This is a genomic window from Streptomyces piniterrae, from assembly GCF_005048155.1.
GTDB classification, from domain to species: Bacteria; Actinomycetota; Actinomycetes; order Streptomycetales; family Streptomycetaceae; genus Streptomyces; species Streptomyces piniterrae.
Window position 1 is genome coordinate 846,567 of sequence record NZ_SUMB01000003.1, and the last position, 25,359, is coordinate 871,925.

Annotated in this window: 17 protein-coding genes and 1 other RNA gene; 9 read left to right on the forward strand and 9 right to left on the reverse strand. The window is 71.2% G+C overall.

The window, feature by feature from the left end; genetic code table 11:
• The first annotated feature begins 32 nt into the window (after positions 1 to 32).
• A complete protein-coding gene (locus FCH28_RS12480; RefSeq protein ID WP_136739867.1) occupies positions 33 to 1,352 on the forward strand; it encodes an MFS transporter in 1,320 nt (439 codons plus the stop codon).
• Between the two features lie 56 nt (positions 1,353 to 1,408).
• Here the strand turns inward: FCH28_RS12480 and ssrA are convergent.
• The 5 genes from ssrA to ftsE all read right to left on the reverse strand — a co-directional run bounded on the left by ssrA (position 1,409) and on the right by ftsE (position 5,314).
• Positions 1,409 to 1,778, reverse strand: a transfer-messenger RNA (tmRNA) gene (ssrA, locus tag FCH28_RS12485).
• A gap of 121 nt (positions 1,779 to 1,899) precedes the next feature.
• Complete coding sequence (smpB, locus tag FCH28_RS12490) at positions 1,900 to 2,400, reverse strand: SsrA-binding protein SmpB (RefSeq protein ID WP_136739868.1); 501 nt, start codon at positions 2,398 to 2,400, stop codon at positions 1,900 to 1,902.
• 18 nt (positions 2,401 to 2,418) lie between these two features.
• A complete protein-coding gene (locus FCH28_RS12495; RefSeq protein WP_136739869.1) occupies positions 2,419 to 3,633 on the reverse strand; it encodes a S41 family peptidase in 1,215 nt (404 codons plus the stop codon).
• A 67-nt stretch (positions 3,634 to 3,700) separates the two neighbouring features.
• Positions 3,701 to 4,615: a permease-like cell division protein FtsX gene (gene ftsX / locus FCH28_RS12500; RefSeq protein WP_136739870.1), complete on the reverse strand. Its 915-nt coding sequence runs from the start codon at positions 4,613 to 4,615 to the stop codon at positions 3,701 to 3,703.
• A gap of 9 nt (positions 4,616 to 4,624) precedes the next feature.
• The gene (gene ftsE, locus FCH28_RS12505; protein WP_136739871.1) at positions 4,625 to 5,314 is read right to left on the reverse strand and encodes a cell division ATP-binding protein FtsE; all 690 of its coding nucleotides are present in this window, start codon (positions 5,312 to 5,314) and stop codon (positions 4,625 to 4,627) included.
• A 294-nt stretch (positions 5,315 to 5,608) separates the two neighbouring features.
• On the opposite strand from ftsE, the gene FCH28_RS12510 reads away from it, so the two are divergent.
• Positions 5,609 to 5,812, forward strand: coding sequence for a hypothetical protein (locus tag FCH28_RS12510; RefSeq protein WP_136739872.1), 204 nt, complete (start codon positions 5,609 to 5,611; stop codon positions 5,810 to 5,812).
• A 190-nt stretch (positions 5,813 to 6,002) separates the two neighbouring features.
• On the opposite strand, the gene FCH28_RS12515 is transcribed toward FCH28_RS12510, so the two are convergent.
• The 4 genes from FCH28_RS12515 to FCH28_RS12530 form a co-directional block, all read right to left on the reverse strand.
• The gene (locus FCH28_RS12515) at positions 6,003 to 6,830 is read right to left on the reverse strand and encodes a hypothetical protein (protein ID WP_136739873.1); all 828 of its coding nucleotides are present in this window, start codon (positions 6,828 to 6,830) and stop codon (positions 6,003 to 6,005) included.
• A gap of 408 nt (positions 6,831 to 7,238) precedes the next feature.
• Entirely contained in the window at positions 7,239 to 8,345 is a 1,107-nt protein-coding gene (gene prfB / locus FCH28_RS12520; protein ID WP_136739874.1) for a peptide chain release factor 2, read from the reverse strand.
• 210 nt (positions 8,346 to 8,555) lie between these two features.
• Positions 8,556 to 9,827 (reverse strand): serine/threonine-protein kinase, encoded by a 1,272-nt coding sequence (locus FCH28_RS12525; protein ID WP_136739875.1) that lies wholly within the window; start codon positions 9,825 to 9,827, stop codon positions 8,556 to 8,558.
• A 272-nt stretch (positions 9,828 to 10,099) separates the two neighbouring features.
• Positions 10,100 to 11,728, reverse strand: coding sequence for a serine/threonine-protein kinase (locus tag FCH28_RS12530; RefSeq protein ID WP_136739876.1), 1,629 nt, complete (start codon positions 11,726 to 11,728; stop codon positions 10,100 to 10,102).
• Between the two features lie 488 nt (positions 11,729 to 12,216).
• Between FCH28_RS12530 and FCH28_RS12535 the strand changes: the two genes are divergently transcribed.
• The 7 genes from FCH28_RS12535 to galE all read left to right on the forward strand — a co-directional run bounded on the left by FCH28_RS12535 (position 12,217) and on the right by galE (position 25,310).
• Positions 12,217 to 16,551: an FtsK/SpoIIIE domain-containing protein gene (locus tag FCH28_RS12535; protein WP_136739977.1), complete on the forward strand. Its 4,335-nt coding sequence runs from the start codon at positions 12,217 to 12,219 to the stop codon at positions 16,549 to 16,551.
• A gap of 484 nt (positions 16,552 to 17,035) precedes the next feature.
• Entirely contained in the window at positions 17,036 to 18,406 is a 1,371-nt protein-coding gene (locus FCH28_RS12540) for an ABC transporter substrate-binding protein (protein ID WP_136739877.1), read from the forward strand.
• A gap of 88 nt (positions 18,407 to 18,494) precedes the next feature.
• Positions 18,495 to 19,850: a carbohydrate ABC transporter permease gene (locus tag FCH28_RS12545; protein ID WP_136739878.1), complete on the forward strand. Its 1,356-nt coding sequence runs from the start codon at positions 18,495 to 18,497 to the stop codon at positions 19,848 to 19,850.
• Complete coding sequence (locus FCH28_RS12550; RefSeq protein WP_246102681.1) at positions 19,847 to 20,770, forward strand: carbohydrate ABC transporter permease; 924 nt, start codon at positions 19,847 to 19,849, stop codon at positions 20,768 to 20,770. Before FCH28_RS12545 ends, FCH28_RS12550 begins: the two co-directional genes overlap by 4 nt.
• Before the next feature lie 389 nt (positions 20,771 to 21,159).
• Positions 21,160 to 22,104 carry a class I SAM-dependent methyltransferase gene (locus FCH28_RS12555; RefSeq protein WP_136739879.1) on the forward strand — a complete coding sequence of 315 codons (945 nt, stop codon included), beginning with the start codon at positions 21,160 to 21,162 and terminating at the stop codon, positions 22,102 to 22,104.
• 509 nt (positions 22,105 to 22,613) lie between these two features.
• The gene (locus FCH28_RS12560) at positions 22,614 to 24,272 is read left to right on the forward strand and encodes a glycosyltransferase family 2 protein (RefSeq protein ID WP_246102711.1); all 1,659 of its coding nucleotides are present in this window, start codon (positions 22,614 to 22,616) and stop codon (positions 24,270 to 24,272) included.
• A gap of 54 nt (positions 24,273 to 24,326) precedes the next feature.
• Positions 24,327 to 25,310: a UDP-glucose 4-epimerase GalE gene (gene galE, locus FCH28_RS12565; RefSeq protein ID WP_136739881.1), complete on the forward strand. Its 984-nt coding sequence runs from the start codon at positions 24,327 to 24,329 to the stop codon at positions 25,308 to 25,310.
• Positions 25,311 to 25,359: the final 49 nt, after the last annotated feature.

Below are 25,359 nucleotides of genomic sequence, written 5' to 3' on the forward strand. Positions count from 1 at the left end.
GTGCGGTGGGTGCTGCCGCGACCGTAGAGGGCATGATCCTCTTCCTGGCCGCCCGACCCGTCACCGCCCGCCCTGTCACCGCCCGCCCTGCCGCCGCCCCTCCCGTACGGCCGCGCCGGCGCGTCCGTCGTGGCCGTGGGCGGGTGCGTGCCCTCGCCGCCCCGTACCGTCGGATTTTCGCCGTGCCGGGGACCCGGGCGTTCACCGTCGCCAACCTGCTGGCCCGGCTTCCCATGGGCATGCTCAGCGTCAGCGCGGTCCTGATGATCGCGGGGTCGCGTGGCTCGTATGCGCTGGCCGGTGCGGTCGTGGCGACCGGGCTGGCGGCGACGGCGCTGGTCGGACCGTGGACGGCCCGTCTGGTCGACCGCTATGGGCAGGCCCGTATCGCCGTCCCGGCCACCGCTCTCGCCGCCCTCGGCTCGCTCTCCCTCCTCCTCTGCGTGCGTTATGACGCGCCCGCCTGGACCCTGTTCGCCTCGTACGCCGCCACGGCCACCACGCCCAACACGGGCGGGATGTCCCGGGCGCGCTGGGCGCATCTGTTCCGTGACGATCCGGCCGCCCGGCACACCGCGAACTCCTTCGAGCAGGCGGCGGACGAGCTGTGCTTCATGCTCGGTCCGGTGCTGGCGACGCTGCTGTGCACCGCCCTCTTCCCGGAGGCGGGTACGGCGGTGGCGGCGGCGCTGCTGCTGGCCGGGGTGCTGCTCTTCGCGGCGCAGCGCTCCACCGAGCCGCCCGTCGCGCCCAAGACGGCCGTCCGTCCTCGTTCGCCGCTCCGCCTCCCGGGGCTGCCGCCCCTCCTCGTCACCTTCCTCTCCACCGGCGCGATCTTCGGTTCGCTCGAAGTCGTGACGATCGCGTTCGCGGACGATCATGGTGTACGGGGCGTGGCCGGCGGCATGCTCGCGCTCCAGGCGGCCGGTTCCTGCGCGGCGGGCCTGCTCTATGGTCTGCTGCGGCCTGCGGGCGCGGCGGGCAGGAGGTTCCTGGGCTGCCTGGCCGCCATGGCCGTCCTGATGCTGCTGCCCCTGGCGGCCGCCGCGACGGGGAGCCTGCCGACCCTGGCCGTCGCGCTGCTGCTGGCGGGGATGGTGACCGCCCCGACGATGGTCACCGGTATGGGCCTGGTCCAATCCCGTACTCCGGCGGCTCAGTTGAACGAGGGCATGACACTGGCCGTCACCGCTCTCCTGGCGGGCATCGCGGCGGGCTCGGCGGTGGGTGGCTGGGCGGTGGATCACCTGGCGGGGCCGGGCCCGGCGTATGTCGTGCCCGCCGTGGCGGCCGCTCTCGCCCTGGTCGTTTCGTTGCCGAGCAATGCCGGCCGTTTCGTTGCGGAGCGATAAACGACTCAGGCCCCGGTGTCCTCTCGGACACACGGGGCCTGGGCCTCACATGGGAATTGTGGAGATGGCGGGAATCGAACCCGCGTCCAACGGTGCAGAATCAGGGCTTCTCCGAGTGCAGTTCGCTGCGATTTTCTCGGCCCCGGAGATCACGCGAACAAGTCTCCGACGGGCCCAGCCACTGTTTGATTTCCTTCTGGACCCCGTGACCGGGTCTAGAAGTTTAGTTCCCTAGCTGATGCCAGGATCCGGGTCGGGAACAGCCCCGGGCTGACACTTCGCAAGTCGCTACTTAGGCAGCGAGGGCGAAGGAATCGCGCTTGGTGTTGGCGATTATTGGTTGCGACATATGGTTAACGAGATCATTGCCGCTTCCTCGACTCGCTTCCCCTGCTTCGACATCCGCTGTCGAAACCGATCATCCCCATGTTTTTTTATCAAGCACCGATAAAGGTGCCACATGCACCCTCCTGGGGTGCGCTGCCATCGTACGTGAACAACGGACGACGTCGCCAGCATATTCCCCGGCGGCCCCGGCAGGGGACTCTCAGGCCCGCTGCCGCCGCCGTGCCGCCGAAATCGCCCGGTCCGTCTCACGACGGTCCTGCTGCTCACGCAGCGTCTGCCGCTTGTCGTACTCCTTCTTTCCCCTGGCCAGCGCGATCTCGACCTTGGCCCGGCCGTCCTTGAAGTAGAGGGCCAGCGGCACGATGGTGTGGCCGGACTCCTGGCTCTTGGACTCCAGCTTGTCGATCTCCGCGCGGTGCATCAGCAGCTTCCGCTTGCGGCGCGCGCTGTGGTTGGTCCAGGTTCCCTGTGCGTATTCCGGGATGTGCACGTTGTGCAGCCATGCCTCGCCGCGGTCGATCTGGATGAATCCGTCCACCAGCGACGCCCGCCCCTGCCGCAGCGACTTCACCTCGGTGCCGGTCAGCACCAGGCCACATTCATAGGTGTCCAGAATGTGGTAGTCGTGCCGCGCCTTCTTGTGCTGCGCGACGAGCTTGCGCCCGGGGTTCTTGTCCTTGTCCTTGGTCTGCTTGCTCATAGTGCCGCCATTTTCGCACTAAGCACCCGTGCCGAGGCCACTCAATACCGTGCGGGCCCGTTTCTCCGCCCCGCCGTCGACGATCAGGTCGGGGGTGATGCCATGGCCGTCGACGGCCCGGCCCGACGGTGTGCGGTAGTGGCCGACGGTCAGCTCGGCGACCGAGCCGTCGGGCAGCTCGGTGGGCATCTGCACCGAGCCCTTGCCGAAGGTCGGTGAGCCGACGACGATCGCCCGGCCGCGGTCCTGGAGGGCGCCGGCCAGCAGTTCGCCGGCGCTCATCGTGCCGCCGTCGACCAGCACCACCAGCGGGATCCGGGTGTCGCCGTGGCCCTCGGCGTACAGGGCGCGTTGGCTGCCGTCGACGTCGTAGGTGGCGACCAGGCCGCCGTCCAGGAAGGCGGAGGCGGTGGCGACGGCCTCGGTGACCAGGCCGCCGGTGTTGCCCCGCAGGTCGAGCAGGAGTCCGCCGTGCGGGGAGGCGTCGCGGACCGCCCGGCGGACCTCCGCTCCGGTGCCCTTGGCGAACGCGGTGATCTTGATGCGGGTCAGTCCGTGGCGGCCGCCCACGCGGTCGACGGTGACGTTCTGGGTGCTGAGGCGGGTGCGGTGCAGGGTCGTGGTCCAGCGCCGGTCGCCGCGCTGGAGGTCCAGCTCGACGGGGGTGCCGGCGCCGGCGGCGGGGCCGCGCGCTCCCTGGGGGACGCCGCGCAGCCGGCCGACGATCTCGGTGACCGGCCGGCCCTGGGAGGCCCGGCCGTCGATGGCGCGGAGCCGGTCGCCGACGGCGATCCCGGCGCGGGCGGCGGGGCTGCCGGGCTGGACGCGGGACACCGCGATCCGGCCACCGTCCGCCTGCCGTACCCAGAGGCCGACGCCGACGTACGCGCCGTCCAACTGCTGCTGGAAGTCCTCGAACTCGCCGGCCGTGTAGACCGTTGACCAGCGGTCGCCGCTGCGGCTGACGACGTCGGCGGCGGCCTTCGACCCGGACTTGCCGTCCTCGATGGCCTGGGAGGCGGCCCGTTCGACGGCCTCGCGGTCCGCGGTACGGGCGGCGGGGGCGTGTCCGGCAGCTATCGGGCTGCCGGCGGGCCGCGACTCGGCGCCCTCGGCGCCGTCGCTCCAGATCCCGGTTGCCGCGCCGGTGGCGAGCATGCTCGCAAATACCAACGTCAGGGCCGCCCCGCGGCGAATGCGGCGAGGCCGGTCGTACGAACACGGGCCCGACATGCCGGTGAGTCTAGGCGACAAAAGGGCGCCGCACGGTGAGTTGACCGTACGGCGCCCTTGGCAAAGCTCACACCTTGAGGTACTTGCGCAGTGCGAAAAACGCGGCCAGAGCGGGCATCAGCAGCCCGATGAGCAGCACCAGGGGCAGTACCGCGGCCACCGAGTCCCAGCCGATGAAGTTGATGACCTGGATCTTCTCCGCCAGCCAGTTGTTGACCAGGATGTACTTGCCGCCGACGATCAGCACGCAGGCGAACGCGGCGCCGAGCAGGCCGGCGATGGCGGCCTCCAGGATGAACGGCATCTGGATGTAGAAGCTGGACGCTCCCACCAGCCGCATGATCCCCGTCTCCCGCCTCCGGCTGAACGCCGACACCCGCACGGTGTTGACGATCAGCATCAGCGCAACGACCAGCATCAGCCCCATCACACACAGTGCGGCGATATTCATGCCGTTGAGCAGGTTGAACAGCGGCTCAACGGTGTCCCGTTGGTCCTGTACCTCCTGCACACCGGGCCGCTCGGAGAACGCCGACTTGATGACCGAGTACTTCGTCGGGTCCTTCAGCTTGACGCGGAACGACTCCGGGAGCTGGTCGGGCGTCACCAGCCCGGCGACGGGCGTGTCGCCGAACTGCTCCTTGTAGTGCTTGTACGCCTGGTCGCTGGACTCGTACTGGACCGGCTTCTGCACGATCGGCAGCCGGTTCAGCTCGGCCTTGATGTCGTCCTTCTGCTGCTGGGTGGCGGCGCCCTTGGCGCAGTTGGTGCCGGCCGCGGCATCGTTCTTGTTGCAGAAGAAGATCGAGACGTTGACCTTGTCGTACCAGTAGCCCTTCATCGTGCTGACCTGGTCGCGCATCAGCAGCGACGCGCCGAACAGGCCGAGCGAGAGGGCGACGGAGACGATGACGGCGAAGGTCATCGTGAGGTTACGGCGGAGACCGACGCCGATCTCCGACAGGACGAACTGGGCGCGCATGGCGTCCTTTCAGTGCTGGTAGCCGTACACGCCGCGCGACTGGTCGCGTACGAGCCGGCCCTTTTCGAGTTCCATGACCCGCTTGCGCATCTGGTCGACGATCTGCTGGTCGTGGGTGGCCATGACCACCGTCGTACCGGTCCTGTTGATCCGGTCCAGCAGCTTCATGATGCCGACGGAGGTCTGCGGGTCGAGGTTTCCGGTGGGCTCGTCCGCGATGAGCAGCATCGGGCGGTTCACGAAGGCCCGCGCGATGGCGACGCGCTGCTGTTCACCACCGGAGAGCTCACCGGGCATACGGTCCTCTTTGCCACCGAGGCCGACGAGTTCGAGGACCTCGGGAACCGTCTTGCGGATCTGTCCGCGCGGCTTGCCGATGACCTCGAGCGCGAAGGCGACGTTCTGCCCCACCGTCTTGTTGGGGAGCAGCCGGAAGTCCTGGAAGACCGTGCCGACCTGGCGCCGCATCTGCGGCACCTTCCAGTTGGACAGCTTCGCGAGGTCCTTCCCCAGTACGTGCACATGGCCATGGCTGGCCCGCTCCTCGCGCAGGAGCAGCCGCAGGAAGGTGGACTTACCGGAGCCCGAGGAGCCCACCAGGAAGACGAACTCGCCGCGCTCGATCTCCAGGGAGACGTCCCTGAGCGCGGGGCGGTTCTGCTTCGGGTAGGTCTTGGAGACGTTGTCGAATCGGATCACTGATGCACCACGGTCGACCTGGATAGGGGCACGGTTGCCGGGTCACGGCTTCCCGTCGGTGAGCGTGACCCTACGCGAACCTCGCGTTCCGGTGCAGTCACCGTCATGGGTTGGTGCCGTTCTTCACGGCATCTACGGGACAAAAGGCGCACAATTTCGCGAGGATTCGGCCCGGATGCGGCCGGGATTCAGCGGGAATTCCACGGGGCGCGCCGTTCCGTCGGGGACCTGGCACAGTGGTAGGGGGAACCAATGCGCCTTCCGGTGCGTTGGCGCAGTGGAGAAGGAGGTCGCATGACGTACGACCGATTGGTGTGCGCCAACTGCGCGGCCCCTGTGAGCGAGGGCCGCTGCCCTGTGTGCCGGGCGAGCAGGGAGCATCTTCGGCATCAGGCGGGCGGGATGTTCGCCCAGCTCAACCCCGCGATGCTGGTGGCACTGCTGGTCCTGCTGATCGCGGTCGGTGTGCTGCTCAGCCAGGCCGTCCAGGGCGGCTAGGGATACCGGCAGGACGCCCGTGAAGCGGTGACTGAGGCCCGTTGAGGGGGCTGTCGGCACTCTGGGGCATGGGTGGGGCCGTCGCCCCTCAGACACCCGAAGGGCCCGGGACGCGAGCGCGTCCCGGGCCCTTCGTTGCGCCGCGTAGCCGTCCGGCTACGTGGCTGGGCGACTGTGTGCCGCGTCAGCGTCAGGCCGCTGCCGCGCCGCCACCGTTCTTGTTGATCAGGCGGGGCAGCATACGGAAGCCCACACCGCCCGCGATCATGGTCGCCGCGCCGATGAGCAGGACGGTCGTACCGGAGGAACCGGTCTCGGCCAGCTCGCCACCCTTGGCCTGCTGCTTGGCCTGGCCAGGAGTGTCGGTGATCTGCTCCTTGCCCTGGCCCGGCTGCTCGGCGGGCTGGGTGTTCTCGTTGTCGGTGCCCGTGCCGTCACCGGTGGTGCTGCCGGAGTCGCCGGTGGAGCCGGAGTTACCGGTCGAGCCGGAGTTGCCGTTACCGCCGGAGTTGCCGGTGGAACCGGAGTTACCGGTGGAGCCGGAGTCACCGGTGGAGCCGGAGTCGCCGGTGGAGCCCGAGTCGCCGGTGCTGCCGGAGTCGCCGGTCGAGCCGGAGTCGCCGGTGCTGCCGCTGTCGCCGGTGGAGCCGCTGTCGCCAGTGGAGCCCGAGTCGCCGGTGGAGCCGCTGTCGCCGGTGGAGCCGGAGTCACCGCCGATCACGCTGCCGCTGTCACCGCCGTCCTCGCCGCCGCCGATCTCGCCGCCGCCGATCTCGCCACCGTTGTCGCCGCCGGTGTCACCACCGGTGTCGCCACCGCTGTCGCCGCCGGTGTCACCACCGGAGTCGCCGCCGCCGATGATCCCGCCGATGATCCCGCCGATGATGCCGCCGTCGCTGCCGCCGGTGTCACCCGGGCTGGCCGCGGAAGCGGCGCCGGCCGCGGTGAGCGACGCACCGGCCGCGATCACCGCACCGGCCGCAATGCGCGCTACGCGCAGCCGCGTCTTCTTCGTCATGTGCCTGCTACCCCCAGTAGCTGAACTGTCAATGGTGCATCGCTGTACGGGGCGACGGCCGATGGGGGTACCCGAGTCACGACGCCGCACAGCAGGCAGGCCACTCAATCTCCCCGTTCATACACGCGCCCCAGACATACGCATGCCGCGCCAAGCCTTCCCAGTTCTCCCAACATCGTCAAGGTCGAATAAAGGCTCGATGCCCGAATTGCCGTGGGATGGGCGTTACATGGACGTACGACTGTGACCTAACCGCCACATCAAAAACAACTGCCCTCCGAGGAGTGGCAGTTGTTTCCTGGTGTTTGCGGGTGTTTCCGGGGGCTTTCCGGAGGCGTTCCGGGGTCAAAAAGGGGCGCCGGAAGGCCCGCAGAGGGCGCGTCAGAAGCCGCCCGCTTCCCCGCTTGGCTACTTCTCCTGCTGCTTGCGCCAGCGGATCCCGGCCTCCAGGAAGCCGTCGATGTCGCCGTCCAGCACGGCCGTCGGGTTGCCGACCTCGAACTCGGTCCGCAGGTCCTTGACCATCTGGTAAGGGTGCAGGACGTACGAACGCATCTGGTTGCCCCAGGAGTTGCCGCCGTCGCCCTTGAGCGCGTCCATCTTGGCCTGCTCCTCCTGGCGGCGGCGTTCGAGCAGCTTGGCCTGGAGGACGTTCATCGCGGACGCCTTGTTCTGGATCTGCGAGCGCTCGTTCTGACAGGAGACGACGATGCCGGTGGGGATGTGCGTCAGCCGGACCGCCGAGTCCGTGGTGTTCACGCCCTGGCCACCGGGCCCGGACGACCGGTAGACGTCCACCCGCAGCTCGGACTCGTCGATCTCGATGTGGTCGGTCTTCTCGACCACGGGCAGCACCTCGACACCCGCGAACGAGGTCTGGCGGCGGCCCTGGTTGTCGAACGGCGAGATACGCACCAGACGGTGCGTGCCCTGCTCCACGGACAACGTGCCGTAGGCGTACGGCACCTGGACGGAGAAGGTGGTCGACTTGATGCCGGCCTCTTCCGCGTACGACGTCTCGTACAGCTCGGTCTTGTAGCCGTGGCGCTCGGCCCAGCGCAGATACATCCGCTGGAGCTTCTCGGCGAAGTCGGCGGCGTCCACCCCGCCGGCCTCGGCGCGGATGTTGACGACCGCCTCACGGGAGTCGTACTCGCCGGACAGCAGGGTGCGGACCTCCAGCTCGTCCACCGCCTTGCGGACGGACTCCAGCTCGGCCTCGGCCTCCACGCGGGCGTCCTCGTCGTCCTCGGCCTCGGCGAGCTCGAAGAGCACCTCGAGGTCGTCGACCCGGCCGCGCAGCTCCTCGGCCCGGCGCAGCTGGCCCTGCAGGAACGACAGCTGGCTGGTGATCTTCTGCGCGCTCTCCGGGTCGTCCCACAGGGACGGCGCCGCGGCCTGCTCCTCGAGCACGGCGATATCGGCCCTCATCTTGTCGAGGTCCAGGACGGCCTCGATCGACCCCATGGTCGAGGAGAGGGACTTCAGCTCTTCGGAAACATCGACGACTGCCACGCACCCAGCCTAACGGCTGCCGCAGACAACTGTGCTCGCCCCGTTTTCGACCGTCCCGCCGCGGGGGTTTCCCGCCGTCGCGCCTGCGGCGGGCGTGGGTGGTGGGGGCGACCGTTTCCCGTCCGGCTTCTTGTGATCCTGCTCACAAGGCGCGCCTGATCGCTTACGTGCCCCCCAACCGCAGCCCAAGCCCATCGGACGCGCGGATCGTCAGGGCCCGTCCGGCTCCGACTGGTGAACCCCCGGCTTCGCGTCGCCCCCGTCGTCGTCGCCGGAGGCCAGTACTCCGGCGACGCCCGCGGCCAACGCCACCGCGGCGGCCGCCGCGCCGAGCTTGATGCGGCGGCGGCGCACCGCCGCCGGCGACGCGTGGCGGGCCGAGCCCGCGCGGCGCTCGCCGGTGACCCGTGGGGCCCGCGCGGTGCCGTGCGCGCCGCCCGCGAGTTCGTCGGGACCCGGGACGCGCATGCTCGTGTGCGTCTCCCGGTTGGAGTCGGGCGCGGCGCCCTGGACGAGCGGCACCGCGCCGCGCGGCGGGGTGGCATCGCCCGGCGCCACCGGCGGGTAAAGCGTTTCCTCGCGGGCCCCGGGGGACGTCCCGTCGGGCTCGTCCTCCGGGTGGTCGCCGTCCGGCTCGTCGATGTCCAGGGGCGGGATGCCGGCCAGTCCGGGCAGCATCTCGCGCAGCCGCGCGGCCAGTTCGGGCGCGCGCAGCCGGGAGGCGGGGGCCTTGGCCAGGCACTGCAGGAGCAGCTGCCAGAGCTCGTCGGGGATGCCGGGCAGCGGCGCGACGCTCTCGGTGACATGGCGGCGCAGCACCGCCCCCGGGTGGCCGCCGCCGAAGGGCGTGAAGCCGGCGAGGAGCTCGTACAGGACGGTGGCCAGCGCGTAGACGTCCACGGAGGCACGCGGCGGGAGGCCCTCGATGATCTCCGGGGCGAGGTAGTCGGGGGTGCCGATGACCTTGGTGGTGCGGGTCGTGCGGGGCGAGTCGACGAGGCGGGCGATGCCGAAGTCGGTGAGCAGCGCGGGGTGCGCGCCACCGGGGCCGAGGGCGCCCTGCATGTCGAGGAGGACGTTCTCCGGCTTGACGTCGCGGTGCACGATCCTGGCCGCGTGCGCGGCGGCGAGCGCGTCGGCGACGTCGGCGGCGATGGCGACGGCCGCCTCCGGGGCCAGCCGGCGCTCGCGCTCCAGCCGGGTGCGCAGGTCGGTGCCCCGTACGAGGTCCATGACCAGGGCCAGGTCGTTGCCGTCGACGACGAGATCGCGGACGCCGACGACGTGCGGGTGGTCCAGGCTCAGCAGCGCCGCCCGCTCCTGTACGAAGCGGCCGACGAGCTCCTGGTCGGAGGCGAGATCCTCACGCAACAGCTTGATGGCCACGGCCCCTTCGGGACCCTCGCCCAGCCATACCGTGCCGGCACTGCCGCGTCCCAGGATCTGGTGGGCGGTGTACCGGCTGCCGATCTTCCGTGCCAAGACTGCTCCGACGTGTCGGGCCCCCGAGCGTCCCGCGGGGGCTGAAGTTGGCGTCAAAGCTACGCGGGTGCCGGGGGGCTGCGTGCCCTGGTTGGCAGCAACCTTCACTTCTGTGGGGGAAATCGCCCGCCGGAAGTCGACAAATCGATGACATCGCAATCGATGGAGATGACCTTGCGACGGAGGGAGTCGCGCGTCGCAGCCGTCGGCCCGGCCCCCAGGTCAGGGGCCGGGCCGACGGCAAGAGGCAGGGCCTTTCGGTTGGGTCAGGCCTAGAGCTTCAATCCCTTGATCCAGTCCGACACGTCGTTGACGACGGCCGCGATCTGGTCGAAGTAGCCCTTGGTCGTGCCGATCCACTCCTGGAGCGGGGTCAGCTCCCACACCAGCCAGCCCGCCACGAACAGGATGATCACCACGAACAGGCAGCCCTTGAGGCAGCCCAGGCCGGGGATCTTCATCGGGTTGGCGCTGCGCTGCCGCGGCTCGCGGCGGGGCCGGGGCTCGGGAGCGGGCGGGCGCTGCGGTTCGTACCGCTGCGGCTGCGGCTCCGGGCGGCGCTGCGGTGCGTACGGCGCCGGTGCCGGGGGCTGCTGCTGGCGGTACTGCGGCTGCTGCTGGGGCGGCTGCTGCGGGGCCGACGGGCGGCGCTGGGGGCGGCGGCGCAGCGGGTCCTCGTCGGGGTTCAGGTACTGGACCTGGGTCTGCTCGTTGCGGTCGCGGGCGGCCCGCATCTGGGACTCCCACGGGTGGGGCCCCTCCGGCTCCTGCGGCCCGCCCTGGGGCGCGCCGGCGGGCATCGGCGGCATGGCGCGCGTCGGGTCGGCGCCGCCCTGGCCGTAGCCGGGGCCGCCGGTCGACGGCAGCACGCTGGTCGCGGCGGCCGGGTCGTAGGAGCCCGCGTTGGACGGGAGCACCTGGGTGGGGTCGGCGTCCCCGGTGCCCTGGGCCGCGTCGGCGCCCGTACCGGGGACGGCCGTCGGCGCCGGATCGGGCGCGAGCAGCGCGGCGACGCCGAGCGCGGCCTCCGCCTCCGTCGGGGTGGCGTGCACCCCGACGCCGGCCGCGACGGTGCGCAGCGCGCGGGCCAGGTTCTCGGCGCTGGGCCGCTCCTCGGGCCGCTTGCGCAGACAGCGCTCTATGACCGTCCACAGCGGTTCGGGCACCGTGCTGGGACGGCGCGGCTCCTCGCTGAGGTGGCGGTGCAGCACCTCCAGGGCGGTCGCCCCGGCGAACGGCGGACGGCCGGTGACCAGCTCGTACAGCAGGATGCCGGCGCCGTAGATGTCGACGGCGGAGGTCTGCGGGCGGCCCTCGGCGGACTCCGGCGCCACATAGGCGGGGGTGCCGACGAACTCGTGGGTGCGGGTCAGGCCCGGGGAGTCGGCGAGGCGGGCGATGCCGAAGTCGGTCAGCATCGGGTGCATCTCGCCGGTGCCGTCGGACCCGGCGAGCAGGACGTTGGCGGGCTTGAGGTCGCGGTGCACCACACCGTCGGCGTGGCTGGCCGCCAGCGCGTCGGCGATCTGCGCGGTCAGCAGCGAGGCGGCCATCGGGCTGAAGGGCCCGTTGTCGCGCAGATAGCGGTGCAGGTCGGGGCCGTCGACCAGGTCCATGACCAGCGCCAGCAGATCACCCTCGACGACGAGGTCGCGGGTGCGGACGATGTTGGGGTGGGTGAGCCGCAGGAGGACGGAGCGCTCGCGCAGGAAGCGCATCACCACATCCGCGTCGTGCGCCAGCTCCTCCTTGAGGACCTTGATCGCGACGGTCTCACCGGGCTCCCCCGCCACGGCGGCCTCGGCTCCCGCCGTCTCCCGCTGACGCGCACGCCAGACGGTGCCCGTGGCGCCGCGTCCCAGCGGCTCCTCGAGCAGGTACTTGCTGCCTACCGGCCGCACGTCATGCGCTCCCTGGTCGTGGTGGATCTCTTGCCCGGCCCGCTGGGTCAGACCCGTCCGGCCCGGTCAGGGCCGCTTCCGGAAGGTCATGACCCGGCTCGCGGCACCTCCGCCCCACTGTAGTGCCGTCGAACACGCCTTTCGGCTCGGCGGCCCGGCGGGGCTTGTGGGGAAGACGTGAGTTCCGGACAGATGGTTGCGCTCCGCCCTGATGACCACGGCGATCGGATTCAGACCGTTCCCCGTACGCAAGCAGGCACTTTTTGGCCCTTAGGAGACCAATCAAGATCACGGAGTGACGGTCGACGGGCGTGTTGTCAGTGGCAGGTGCGAGGATGCACCCAGCACGCATGCGGTGGGGGCGCGCGGTCTTTGTCGCGACGTGCACTAGGGACATGTACGTGCCGACGTGCTCGGGTGCGGCGGGGGAGGAAGCGCGGTAGCGCGGCCCCGGCCGGATTCCCCGGCAGAAGGGACCGTTGACGGCGATGCAGATCCGGCTGACCGTCCTCGGGCCGCGCAGCGGCCACACCACCCGGGCCTGCGACGTGCTCGTCACGGCCCCCGCCGGGACCGCGCTGGCGTCGGTGGCCGGCTCGCTCGCCGCGTCCGTGGCCGGCTCCGGAGCGGATGTCGGCGGCCGGAGCAGCGGGTCGGGCAGAAGCAGCGGCGGCGGCAGCGCCCCCGTCGTGCTGTACGCGGGCACCGAGCGGCTCGATCCGCAGCGCGCGGCCATCGGCGAGCCGCCGCTGATCGACGGCGCGGTGCTCTCCCTCCAGGGCCCCGGGCCCGCCCCGGCCCACGGCCTGCCGCACGGCCCCGCCCGGCTCCGCGTCGTCTCCGGACCCGATGCCGGCGGCGTCCATCTGCTGCACGGCGGCCAGATCCGCATCGGCCGCTCCGCCGACGCGGACGTCCCCCTCGACGACCCGGACGTCTCCCGGCTGCACTGCGCCGTGACCGTCGAGCCGGACGGCTCGGTCCTCGTCGCCGACCTGCGCTCCACCAACGGCACCGCCGTCGACGGCGCCGACCTCGGCGAACAGCCCACCCCCCTGCGCCCCGGCGCCCTCCTGCGGGTCGGCGAATCGGCCCTCCGACTCCAGCCGTCCCCCGGCTCCCCGGACCCGGCACTGCCCGCCACGCCCGACGGCGAGGGGCATCTGCGGATCGCGGCGGGAGCGGCCGGCGGCACGGGAACTGACGGTGGCTCAGAGGCAGACCCGGGCCTTCCGGGTTTCCGTCCGGGCCTCCGTCCGGGTTCCGGTGCCGGCGGGTCCGACGCGGCGGCCGCCGGGCGGATCGCGGCGGGGCTCACGGAGCGGGTCGACGGGCACGGGGCGGGACACGGATCGAGCGGGGTGCCGGGCGGGTACGGGGCGGCACAGGGATCGCCCGGGGCGTCGGGCGGACCGTCTTCCCACGGGCCGGAGGGTGCGTATGCCAGGGCGGCCGGCACGGACGGCGGGGCGCGCCCCGGGGCCGTCGGGCCGGAGGGTGGTGCGTACGCCGGAGGGCCTGGTCCTGACGGTGGGTACGGCGGAGGGCCCGGTCGTGAGGTCGGAGGGTCGCGTCCTGAGGGTGGGCCCCGTCCTGAGAGTGGGTACGGCGGAGCGGCCGGCCCGGTAGCCGGCGCGTACCCGGGAGCGGCCGGCCCGGCCGGTGGTGGCCATGCCGGGGCGGCCGGTCCGGCGGGGCCGCAGTTCTCCCCGCCGTCCGGGACGGCGGAATCCGGGACGCCCGGTGCATCCGGGACGCCCGGTGCATACGCGTCAGGTCCGTACCCGTCCGGTACGTACGCCTCCGGCACACACGGGGAGTCCGGCGGCGCCGCCGTGCACCGGCCCGCCCCGGGAGAAGACCGCCCCGGCACCCACACCACCCGCCCGCCCGAGAGCGGCGCCCGGCACACACGGCCCGGCGACGCCGACGGCACCACCCCCGCGGGCCACCCCGGCCACCCGGCCGCCGACTCCTGGGACGGCCCGTACGACCCCTACGGCGCCGAGGTCCGAGGCGCCGGGGACAGCCGGCCCACCGCAGCGGCTCCGGCCCACGCACCGGCCGGCGGGACGAACCGCCTCGACACCCCGCTGCGCGGCACCACCCCCGACAACGTCCCCGGCAACCGCCCGGACGACCGCCCCGCCGGCCACCCCCAGCGCACCGAGCCCACCGAGCCCACCGACCACACCTACGGCACGTCCCGGCACGCCGTCCCGGCGGACGGTTTCGGGCCCGGCGTCCGGGAGCGCACCCAGGAAGCCCCGGCCGGCGCACAGGACCTGACGCACGGCGGGCAGCAGTCACTGGCACCGGCCGACGCGACCCGTAAGGGCGCGCGGCGCGGCGGCATCGGCGCCTGGGCGCGGCGGCTGGCCGGCGGCCGGTCGGCCGTGGCACCGCCCGCCGTGCCCGCGACGGCACCGGAGCAGGTCACGAGCCTCCCGCCGGCGGCCGCCCCGTCGACGCCGACGGACACGTCCGACGCCTCCGACGCCACCGCACACGAACGCTGGCCGGACGCCGCCGCGATCCTGCTGACGGCGCTCGGCCCCGGCCCCCGGCTCTGGGAGCGCGGCCAGGACCACCCCGACGCGCTGACCGTCCGGCTCGGCACCGCCACCAAGGCCGGCGGCCGGCGGGCCGTGCCGGTCACCGTCGCACTGCGCCGGGCCGGCTCCCTCGGTCTCGCCGGGCCGCGCGCCCGCCTGGCCGGACTGGCCCGCGCCGCCGTCGCCCAGCTCGCCGCCCTGCACTCCCCCGCCACCCTCGAAATCGTCCTGATCAGCACCGACCGGGCACACAGCACCGAGGAACGGGTCGCCGACTGGTCCTGGCTCGGCTGGCTGCCACACGTCCGCCCGGCACACGGCCAGGACTGCCGACTGCTGCTCGCCTACGACAAGGAGCAGGCCACGGCCCGTACGGCCGAACTGGTGCGGCGGCTGGACGACGGGCCCCTGGGCCCCGGCTGGGCCAGCGCCGACCGCGCCGACATCGCCTCCGCCGCGGCCCGGCACCAGGGCACCTGCACCCTCGTGATCGTCGACGGCGACCCCGGCTCGTCGGCGCTGCGCGAGACCACGGCCCGGCTCGCCTCGGGCGGCCCGGCGGCCGGCATCCACCTGATCTGCCTGGCCGAGACGCCGGCCGCCTCCCCCGCCTTCCCGCTGGCCGCGACGTACGAGGCGGCCAGGGCGGCGTCACCCGCCTTCGGCGAGTGCGGCGCGGTGGCGGTGCTCAGCGGCGACGTCGCCACCGCACTGCGCGTCGTCCAACCCGGCTCCGGGCCGAACGGCACGGTCGCGACGCTGGACGCCGTCTCCGGAGCCTGGGCCGAACGCTTCGCCCGCGCACTGGCCCCCCTGCGGGAGGCCGACACGACCACAACCGTCGGCGGCCGTACGGTCCACCGCGCGGCCGCCCCGCTGCCCGACTCCGCCCGGCTGCTGGACGAACTGGGGCTGGCCCGGGCCACCCCCGCTTCCCTGATGGCCCGTTGGGCCGCCGCCATGGACACCGACCGGCCCGGCGCCGCCGCGGTGCTCGGCGCGGGCCCGCACGGCCCGCTGGCCGCCGACCTCGCCGCCGACGGCTCGCATCTCCTCCTGGAGGGCGCGACGGCCACCGGCAAGACCGAACTGCTGCGGTCGCTGGCCGCCTCGCTCGCCGCCGCGGACCGCCCGGATCTGCTGTCGCTGGTGCTGGTGGACGGCGGCGGCAGCGAACGCGGCGAAGGCCTGCGGGTATGCACCGACCTGCCGCACGTCACGACATACCTCGCCGCCTCCGACCCGGTCCGGATGCGCGAGTTCGCGCAGGCGCTGTCCTCCGAACTGAAGCGGCGCGCGGAAATACTGGCCGGCACCCCCTTCGCCGACTGGCGCGCCAAACACCTCCCGGCCCCCCGCATCATCGCCCCACGACGCTCAACCGAGACCGCCGACGAAGCGACCGGCCGAACGACCGGAACGACCAGAACCGCCGAAGGAAGTCACGGAGCGCAGGAACAAATCACTCTCCGTAATTGTTGCCGTAAAGAGGAAGGAAGCGGCCCAGGCGACACAGCAGCAGAGGCCCCGACGCCCCCGACGACCACCCCATCGAGCCCAAGCACCGGAACCTCAAGCACAGGTACCTCAAACACGAACACAGGAACTCTGCGCCTCCGGGCCCGCAGCACCGACCCCTCACCAGCCACCCCCTCAGCCCCCTCGCACTCGTCCTCGCCCTCGCCCTCGTCCGACAATCCCCGGGACCGCGAGGGGCCCGCGGCCCCCATGCCCCGGCTGTTCGTCCTCGTCGACGACTTCGACGCCCTGGTCTCCCCGGCCCTGGGCAGCACGGGCCGCCCGGCCGCCGGTTCCGTGGTGCGCGCCCTGGAGGCGGTCGCCCGTGACGGCGCAGCGCTGGGCGTCCACCTGATCGCCGCCACCGGCCATCCGGACCGTACCGCCGACACCGCGACCAGCGAACGGGCCGGCCTGCGCGTCCAGTTGGGCACCGCCACAGACCCCGCCGGCCCCGCCGGCCCCGGCAACCCCTCCGAGCCGGTGCCACCCGGCCGCGGGCGACTGCACCGTGCGGAGGACGGTTCCTCGATCCCGTTCCAGGCCGGGCGGGTGACCGGGCGGATACCCCGGACATCCACGCTGCGACCGACGGTCGTGCCGCTGGAGTGGCAGCGGATGGGCGACCCGCCGGCCCGGCGCCCGCTGCGCGAGCTGGGCAACGGCCCCACGGACCTGGCCCTGCTGGCCAGCGCGCTGCAACGCGCCGCCGAGTCCTCGGGAGCGGCGCCCAGCCCGCCCCTGGTGTGACGCCGGGCACCCGTGTGACCGGCGGGTCCCCATCCGTGGGACCGGAGGGACCGGCGGGCTCCTTGGCCGCGCCCCTGGCGCCCGTAGCCGGTGCCTGCCCTGGCGCCCGTCGCCGGTGGCTGCCCGGCACCCGTAACAGCCCCATCACAAAAGTCCAGTTGGCGTGGAAGGCGGTATTGCGGGCCCGGTGATCGAGGCGTAGGACTGTCGCACACGCGCACACGGCGGCGCCGCCGCGGGCACCACCGCGCAGGCCGCCGAGCACGCCGGCACCACGTACGACGGAACACGCGCGAAAGCACCACCTGCAACGCCATCACGCACGACGGCGCCGCGCGCACCAGCGCCATACAGCGGCACCACCCGCACCACCCGCACGGACGGAACCGCACGAGCACCACCCGCACGGCGGGGGCGCCGCGGCACGACGTGGGCCGGCGCCCTCCGCACCTGGTACGGCACGCGGCGACAAGGGGCTACGGGGATGCGCACACGACATGACCGCTCGGTTGCACGCGCCACGGCCTGCCTGGCGGCGGCCGCCGCATGCGCCCTCGCGCTGGCCGGCTGCGGCAGCGGCGGTACCAAGGACGACGGCAGCGGCGGCGGCAGGGGTGGCAGCACGGCCCCTACGGTCAAGCTTCCCAAGCTCGATGGGCAGCGGCTCCAGGTCACCGCGGTGTGGACGGGGGCCGAGCGGGAGAACTTCGGCAAGGTGCTGGACGAGTTCGAGCGGCGCACCGGCGCCAAGGTCGACTTCGTGCCCAGTGGGGACGATATGGCCGGGTTCGTCGGGTCCAAGATCGCCGGTGGTGGTCCGCCGGATGTGGCGATGCTCCAACAGGTCGGTGTGCTCAACGAGTTCGCGAAGAAGGGCTGGCTCAAGCCGCTGGGGGCGACCGCGAAGGCGCAGCTCGCCAGGAACTACACCAAGGGCTGGCGGGATCTCGGTGCCCATGAGGGCACGCCGTACGGTGTCTACTTCAAGGCCAGCAACAAGTCGTTGGTCTGGTACAACGCCAAGGCGTTCGACGATGCCGGTGTGCGGGAGCCGAAGTCGTGGCGGGACTTCCTCAAGGTGGCGCAGACGGTCTCCGAGTCGGGTGTGGAGCCGGTGTCGGTCGGCGGTTCGGATGGCTGGACGCTGACCGACTGGTTCGAGAATGTGTATCTCTCGCAGGCGGGTCCGGAGAAGTACGACCAGTTGGCGCGGCACGAGATCAAGTGGACGGATCCTACGGTCAAGCGGGCGTTGACGACGCTCGGCCAGCTTTTCGGGCGTAAGGATCTGCTGGTGGGCGGCAATTCGGGTGCGTTGCAGACGGATTTCCCGACGTCGGTGACCCAGGCGTTCAGTGGCGGTGATGCCCCGAAGGGGGCGATGGTCTCGTCGGCGGACTTCGCGGCGGCCAATATCGCCCAGACGAAGGCCGTGGTCGGTACGGATGCCAAGGTGTTCGCGTTTCCCGCGGTGGGGGCCGAGTCGCCTGTGGTGACCGGTGGCGATGTGGCTGTGGCGCTCAAGGATGGCAGGGCCGCGCAGGCGCTGTTGACGTTTTTGGCGTCGACGGACGCGGCGAAGATCTGGGCGCAGGCCGGTGGGTTCATTTCGCCCAACAAGGAGTTGGATCAGGCCGCGTATGCCGACGATGTGATGCGGAAGATCGCCAAGGCGCTGGTGGCGGCGGGTGATGACTTCCGCTTCGACATGTCCGATCAGGCGCCGGCCGGGTTCGGTGGCAAGCCGGGTCAGGGTGAGTGGAAGGACCTTCAGGACTTCCTCAAGAAGCCGGCGGATGTCGCGGGTGTTCAGGCGCAGTTGGAGAAGGACGCCGCCAAGTCGTTCGGGAAGTGACCGTGATCAGGGCTGTGATCGGGGCTGTGATCGGGGCTGTGATCGGGGCTGTGGTCGGGGCTGTGGTCGGGACCGGGGGATCGTCGCGATGAGCGTCAGGAGTGGTTTACCGGGTGGGGCTGGAGGTGCCGGGCGGCTCTCGGTGCGGAAGCGCGGGAGGCTTGGTGGGACCCGGCCCTGGATCGCGGCGGTTTTTCTGCTGCCCGCGCTGGTGTTGTTGGGCGCGCTGGTGGCCTATCCCGTTGTGTTCTCCGTTTATCGCAGTCTTTTCGATGCGTCCGGCGACGGTTTTGTGGGGCTGGGTAATTACGGTGAGCTGTTTTCGGATGACGGGATCCGTACCGCTCTGAAGAACAACGTCGTCTGGGTGGTGGTGGCGCCGTCGGTGTCGACGGCGCTGGGGCTGATCTTTGCGGTGCTGACCGAGCGGGTGCGCTGGGGTACGGCGTTCAAGCTGGTGGTTTTCATGCCGATGGCGATCTCCATGCTGGCGGCCGGGATCATTTTCCGGCTGGTGTACGACCAGGATCCGGAGCGCGGTGTGGCGAACGCGGTGTGGGTGGGTGTGCATGACACGTTTGCCGATCCGGCGCCGTTTCCGGGTGCCAAGCCGCGGCCTCGTGCGGATCTGGGGCGGTCCGGTGGGGGCGCGTTCATGACGAGGTCGGCTGTGCGGGCGGCGGATCCGGTGAGGCTTCCGTTGGTGGCCGTCCGGCAGGAGGACGTACGCGATGCGCGGCGGGCGGCGCCGGCCGGGCCGCGGCCGGGTGCGGTCACCGGCACGGTCTGGCTGGACTTCACCCGTGGTGGCGGTGGCCGCCCGGATGTCATCGACGGCGGTGAGAAGGCGCTGGCGGGGCTGACGGTGGAGGCGGTGAAGGACGGGCGGGTGGTGGCGTCGGCGGAGACGGCGGCCGACGGGACGTTCGCGCTGCCGGCGGGGAAGGCCGAGGGTGCCCGGCTGAGGCTTCCCGCGGGGAATTTCGCCGCGCCGTACAACGGTGTCGACTGGCTGGGTCCGATGCTGGTCACGCCCGCCATCATCGGGAGTTATGTGTGGATGTGGGCAGGTTTCGCGATGGTGTTGATCGCGGCCGGGCTGGCGGGTGTGCCGCGTGAGCTGCTGGAGGCGGCGCGGGTGGACGGTGCGGGCGAGTGGCAGGTGTTCCGGCGGATCACGGTGCCGCTGCTGGCGCCCGTCCTGGTGGTGGTGCTGGTCACGCTCATGATCAATGTGTTGAAGATCTTCGATCTGGTGTACATCATCGCGCCCGGTTCCAGTGTCAGGTCCGCGAATGTGCTGGCTCTGCAGTTGTTCCAGTCGTCGTTCGGTACGGATGTGGATGAGGGTCTGGGCAGTGCGATCGCCGTGTTCTTGCTGCTGCTCGTGCTGCCGGTGATGTACGTCAATCTCCGGCGCATTCGGAAGGAGCGTCGCCGATGACGACCGTGCGGGGGGCGCTGCGGGGCGGGCGCGGGGGGCGCGGGGTGGGTGCCGGGCGGGGGTCGGCCGGGGGTTCGCTGGTGTCGCGGGTCGCGGCCCGGACCGGTGGGGGCGCGCTGCGGGTCTTCCTCATCCTGGTCGCGCTGTTCTGGCTGATGCCGAGTGTCGGGCTGCTGTTGTCCTCGCTGCGCAGCCCGCAGCGGATCGGTGAGTCGGGCTGGTGGCGGGTTTTCGGTGAGCCGGCGCAGATCACGTGGGACAACTACAGCGAGTTGCTGGGGAACGAGAAGGTGATGGGGTCGCTGCTGACGACGGCGGCGATCACGGTGCCGGCGACGGTGCTGGTGGTGGTGATCGGGTCGTTGGCGGGTTATGCGTTCGCCTGGCTGGATTTCCCTGGCCGTGACGGCTGGTTCCTGGTGGTGGTGGGGCTGCTGGTCGTCCCTGTGCAGGTGGCGTTGATTCCGGTGGCGAAGCTGTTCGGGGCGGTCGGGTTGTTCGAGACGACGGCGGGGGTGGTGCTTTTCCATACGGCGTTCGGTTTGCCGTTCGCGGTGTTCTTGCTGCGGAACTTCTTCGCGGAGATTCCGCGTGAGCTGCTGGAGGCGGCGCGGCTGGACGGGGCGGGTGAGCTGCGTCTGTTCAGCCGGGTGGTGATGCCGCTGGGGGGTCCGGCGATCGCTTCGCTGGGGATTTTCCAGTTTTTGTGGGTGTGGAACGACATGCTGATCGCGTTGATCTTCGCGGACAGTGGCAGTCCGCCGGTGACTGTGGCGTTGCAGCAGGAGGTGCGGCAGTTCGGCAGCAATATCGACGTGCTCGCGCCGGGTGCGTTTGTGTCGATGGTGGTGCCGTTGATCGTCTTCTTTGCCTTCCAGCGGCAGTTTGTGTCCGGGGTGATGGCGGGTGCGGTGAAGTGAGGCCGCTGCGATGAGGTGCGGTGGTGCGCTGGTGCGGGGCCGGGTGCTGGGAGGAGTCGCGGTGGCATCGGGGGCGTAAGGGACGTGTGAATCCCGGTTTCGCGCGGCGCCAGGCCACCTTCCGTTCATTTTCCTCCCCCTACGATGACCGCGGATGGCGGTCGCCCCGTGCGTCAGGGGCCGGGGTGCCACGGCCCGACGCGGGCTCGCCACGGTGCCGGCCCCATGGACAACTGCAGAAATGCCGGATCGACGACTGCGGGAATTCGCAGGAGTCCAGCAGACGCTCGCGTCGCTCTCTGTCCCCGCCGCGTCGCACTTGTCACCATCGCGCCCGTCGCCGTCGCACCATCGCCCTAGATTCCCGACCGTCTGGAGACGGACCGCACATGACTGCCCTCACCGCAGACCAGAGTGCCGAACAACTCCCGCGCCCCACCCGGCTGTCCGATGTCAAAGGCTGGTTCTTCACCGCTGACCAGTTGCTCTTCGACTGGTTCCTGGCCCGCCAGGAGGACCGGTCCGAGGCGGGTGATCTGCTGGAACTGGGCGCGTACATGGGCAAGAGCGCGATTTTCCTCGGGGCGCGGCTGCGTGCCGGTGAGCGCTTCACGGTCTGCGATCTCTTCGACTCGCCTGCCGAGGACGCTTCCAACTCCAAGGAGATGAAGAAGTCCTACGCGACGTTGACGCGTCGTGCTTTCGAGGCCAACTACCTTGCGTTTCATGAGGAGTTGCCGACGATCGTGCAGGGTCTGAGCTCGGTTGTGCGTGATCATGTCGAGGACGGCACGGTGCGTTTCGCGCATATCGATGCCTCGCATCTGTACGAGCATGTGCACGGCGACATTCTGGCGGTCCGTGAGCTGCTCACGGAGACCGGTGTGGTGGTGATGGACGACTACCGTGCGGAGCACTGTCCGGGGGTGGCGGCCGCGACCTGGCAGGCGGTGGCCATGGAGGGGCTGCGTCCGATCTGCATCACGGGTACCAAGTTCTACGGGACGTGGGGTGATCCGGAGCCGTTGCAGAAGGCGCTGCTGGTGTGGCTGGAGTCGCGTGGCGACATCTGGCACGAGGTCCAGTTCGTCAATGACGCGCCGCTGGTCCGGTTGAGCGCCAAGGGCGCCAAGGAGCCGGCGCATCCGGTTTCGCGTCACAAGGCGGGTGCGGCGGTGCGTCCGGCGGCGCGGGCGCCGAAGGCGTCGGCGGCCCGTACGGCGCCGCGGGCGCGCCGTGGTGCGCTGCGTACCGTCGCGTTGAACGTCCTGCCGCCGGTGGTCACGAAGGCGATCGTGGCGGCCCGGAAGAGGTCCCGTACGGCGGGCCGCTGACCGAGGGGTGCGCGGGTCGGGGCGGGTGCGCCGGCCCGCGTACCGGTGTTTCCCGCGGCCGCGCGGCGTGTTCGCCGTGACCGGTGAACTCGTATACGGGTGGGGTGAGTTGGGGGGCCTCCGCGGTGGCCGGTGCGGATGCGTGGGCGGGTTTCCGGCAGGCGTTCTGCCGCCGGGGCGGTGGTGGTGCGGCGGGGCGGGCCGTGGACCTGCTGAGGGGCGGGGCGGGGGCCTGGTGGTGGCGGCCCGTGGAAGACGATCACGGGCATATCGGCTCTATATCGGCATCGTGTGGCGGTCGCGTCGTTACAGCATGTGCAGGCGTCCTCACGGAGTCATGCACACCCGAGCCCGGTTTCCGGTCTGTCACGAGACGGCAATGACGTGGAAAACCGTGGCGAAGGGGGCAACCGCAGGGCGGGAATCACCCTCTGAACCATCGGATAAGGGGATCGCTTCCCGCTCGCGCCAAAGAGATGCTGTCGACACGAAATGTAGATGTAGTGACTGTGAAAGAAGCCCTTGAGCCACGGCCTGGGCCCACCATCACGCCAACCGCGCAGGTCAGCATCGTCGTCATCGCCTTCAACGATGCCGTCCATGTCTCCGAGGCGGTGCGGTCCGCACTCGCGCAGGGGACTCCCGGAGGTGTCGTGACCGAGGTGGTCGCGGTGAACGACGCCTCCACCGACGGCACCGGCGCCGCCCTGGACGCCCTCGCCCGTACCGAGCCGCGGCTGCGGGTCATCCACCGCGCCGAGAACAGCGGCGGCTGCGGCACCCCGCGCAATGAGGGCCTGCGGGCCGCCACCGGCCGCTTCGTGATGTTCCTGGACAGTGATGACGTGCTGCCCCCGGGTGCGGCCGAGGCGCTGCTGTCCGCGGCGCTGCGGCATGACGCGCCGGTCGTGGCGGGTGCCTGTGTCCGCCGGGAGCTGCCGGCGCGCCGCGATGTGCCCTGGCAGCCGGGTCTGTATCGCGAGGCGGCGGTGCATGGCTCGGCCGATGCCAGCCCGCAGCTGGTGCGGGACACGCTGTGTGTCAACAAGCTTTATGAGCGGTCGTTCCTGATGGAGCGTGGCATCGCCTTCCCGGAGGGCCGCTTCACGTATGAGGACTTCGTGTTCACGGCGCGGGTGCTGGCGGCGGCGCCGCGGCTGGCGACGATTCCGGAGAACGTCTACATCTGGCATGTCCGGCGTGCGGCCGCGAAGCAGTCCATTTCGCTGGACCGTAAGGACGTCACCAACTGGCAGGCGCGGATCGATGCGCACCGCATCAGTGTGCGGATCTTCCAGGACGCGGGGCACAAGGTTCTCGCGCATGCCGCGAACACCAAGTTCCTCGACCATGATCTGCGGCTTTATGTGCGTGAGCTGCATACCCGGAGTGCGGACTACCGGGCCGAGTGGTGGCGGCTGACCCGTGACTATCTGGCCGGGTTCGACGAGGCGGATCTGCGGGCGGCGCGGGCTCCGGCGCGCTGGCTGGCGCGGGTGGTGCTGGCGTCGCCGGAGCCGCGTGATCTGGAGCGGCTGACGCAGCTCGCGGCTCGTCCGGGGCGGCTGCTGCCGCCGTATGCGGAGGCTTCGGGTGGTGCGGTGTGGTCGGAGGATCTGCCGCAGGTGGAGTTGGACGCGTTGGACACCAAGCCGATGCGGCGGCTGCCGGTGACGATTGACGCGCGGCCGGTGATCGGCAGTCGGAGCACGCTGCGGCTGCGGGTGCACGACATGTACGGGCGGCTGGCGGCGGCGGAGCCGCTGAGCATCGATGTGGAGTTGCGGCGCCGGGTCGACGAGCGGCGTGGTCCGGTGCACACCGCGGCGTTGACGGCGCATCCGTCGGATGCGGGGGCCGCGCTGTCGTGGACCGCGGAGGTGGTGCTGGATCTGCCGGCGTTGCTGGACCGGGACGTCTCCCGTCGGCGGTCTGCGGATCCCGAGCCGTGGGATCTGATGGCCCAGGTGAGCTGTGCGGACGGGGCGAGTTTCCGTGCGTCGCTGCGTGCGACCGGGCCGGGTCTGGGCCGGCGGGTGCTGCCCAGCCGGCGGCATCTGCTGCTGCTGGTTCAGCCGTATGCGACGACGGGTGGCGCGTTGTCGCTGCGGATCGCGTCGGGGCTGCGCAGCGTGTGGCGGATCGCGGCGCGCCGTCTCCGTCTCTGAGCGGTCCTTCCCCGCCCCCGCTGTTCTGTGTCCACCGAGCCTAGGATTGGCGCTATGTCTTACTTGATCACGGGTGGTGCCGGCTATATCGGTGCCCATGTCGTACGAGCCCTGCGGCAGGCGGGCGAGCCGGTCGTCGTCCTGGACGATCTGACGACGGGCGTGCGTGCCCGGATCCCCGGGGACGTGCCGCTGGTCGTCGGTTCCACGCTGAACCGCCGGCTGCTGGACGAGACGATCGCCGGGCACGGTGTCACGGATGTCGTTCACCTGGCGGCGAAGAAGCAGGTCGGCGAGTCGGTGGAGATGCCGCTGCACTACTACCGCGAGAACGTGCACGGCCTGCAGATCCTGCTGGAGGCGATGGCCGCGGGCGGGGTGGGCCGTTTTGTGTTCTCGTCGTCGGCGGCGGTCTACGGCATGCCGGATGTGGACCTGGTCACGGAGGACACGCCGTGCGTGCCGATCAACCCGTACGGCGAGACGAAGCTGGTCGGTGAGTGGATGGCTCGTGCGGCGGGCCGGGCGCATGGCATCAGCACGGCTTGTCTGCGGTACTTCAACGTGGCCGGTACCGCCACGCCCGAGCTGGCGGACACGGGTGTCTTCAACATCGTTCCGATGGTTTTCGAGCGGCTCACCGAGGGTGCCGCTCCGCGGATCTTCGGCGATGACTACGACACGCCCGACGGCACCTGCATCCGTGACTACATTCATGTCGCCGATCTCGCGGACGCGCATGTGGCGGCGGCCAGGAAGCTCGCGGAGCCGGGCCCGGTGCGGGATCTGACGCTGAACATCGGCCGTGGCGAGGGTGTCTCGGTGCGCGAGCTGATCGATCTGATCGTCGAGGTCACGGGGCATGAGGGTGTGGTTTCCGAGGTGACGCCGCGTCGTGCCGGGGACCCGGCCCGGGTGGTGGCGGCCGCCGACCGTATCGCGGCCGAGCTGGGCTGGAAGGCTCACCATGACGTCCGCGACATGATCGCGTCGGCGTGGGCGGGTTGGCAGCACCATCACCCGGAGGCGCGGCGGTAGCGGTCCGCTGTCGGAGTCGTCCCCCGGTGTGCCGGGCGCGGGTTGTGTG

Coding starts and splice junctions, on each gene's coding strand:
- FCH28_RS12480 (WP_136739867.1), top strand. CDS start 33: ATGATCCTCTTCCTGGCCGCCCGACCCGTCACCGCCCGCCCTGTCACC.
- galE (WP_136739881.1), top strand. CDS start 24,327: ATGTCTTACTTGATCACGGGTGGTGCCGGCTATATCGGTGCCCATGTC.
- FCH28_RS12515 (WP_136739873.1), bottom strand. CDS start 6,830: ATGACGAAGAAGACGCGGCTGCGCGTAGCGCGCATTGCGGCCGGTGCG.
- FCH28_RS12550 (WP_246102681.1), top strand. CDS start 19,847: ATGACGACCGTGCGGGGGGCGCTGCGGGGCGGGCGCGGGGGGCGCGGG.
- FCH28_RS12495 (WP_136739869.1), bottom strand. CDS start 3,633: ATGTCGGGCCCGTGTTCGTACGACCGGCCTCGCCGCATTCGCCGCGGG.
- FCH28_RS12555 (WP_136739879.1), top strand. CDS start 21,160: ATGACTGCCCTCACCGCAGACCAGAGTGCCGAACAACTCCCGCGCCCC.
- FCH28_RS12535 (WP_136739977.1), top strand. CDS start 12,217: ATGCAGATCCGGCTGACCGTCCTCGGGCCGCGCAGCGGCCACACCACC.
- FCH28_RS12510 (WP_136739872.1), top strand. CDS start 5,609: ATGACGTACGACCGATTGGTGTGCGCCAACTGCGCGGCCCCTGTGAGC.
- smpB (WP_136739868.1), bottom strand. CDS start 2,400: ATGAGCAAGCAGACCAAGGACAAGGACAAGAACCCCGGGCGCAAGCTC.
- ftsX (WP_136739870.1), bottom strand. CDS start 4,615: ATGCGCGCCCAGTTCGTCCTGTCGGAGATCGGCGTCGGTCTCCGCCGT.
- FCH28_RS12545 (WP_136739878.1), top strand. CDS start 18,495: ATGAGCGTCAGGAGTGGTTTACCGGGTGGGGCTGGAGGTGCCGGGCGG.
- FCH28_RS12540 (WP_136739877.1), top strand. CDS start 17,036: ATGCGCACACGACATGACCGCTCGGTTGCACGCGCCACGGCCTGCCTG.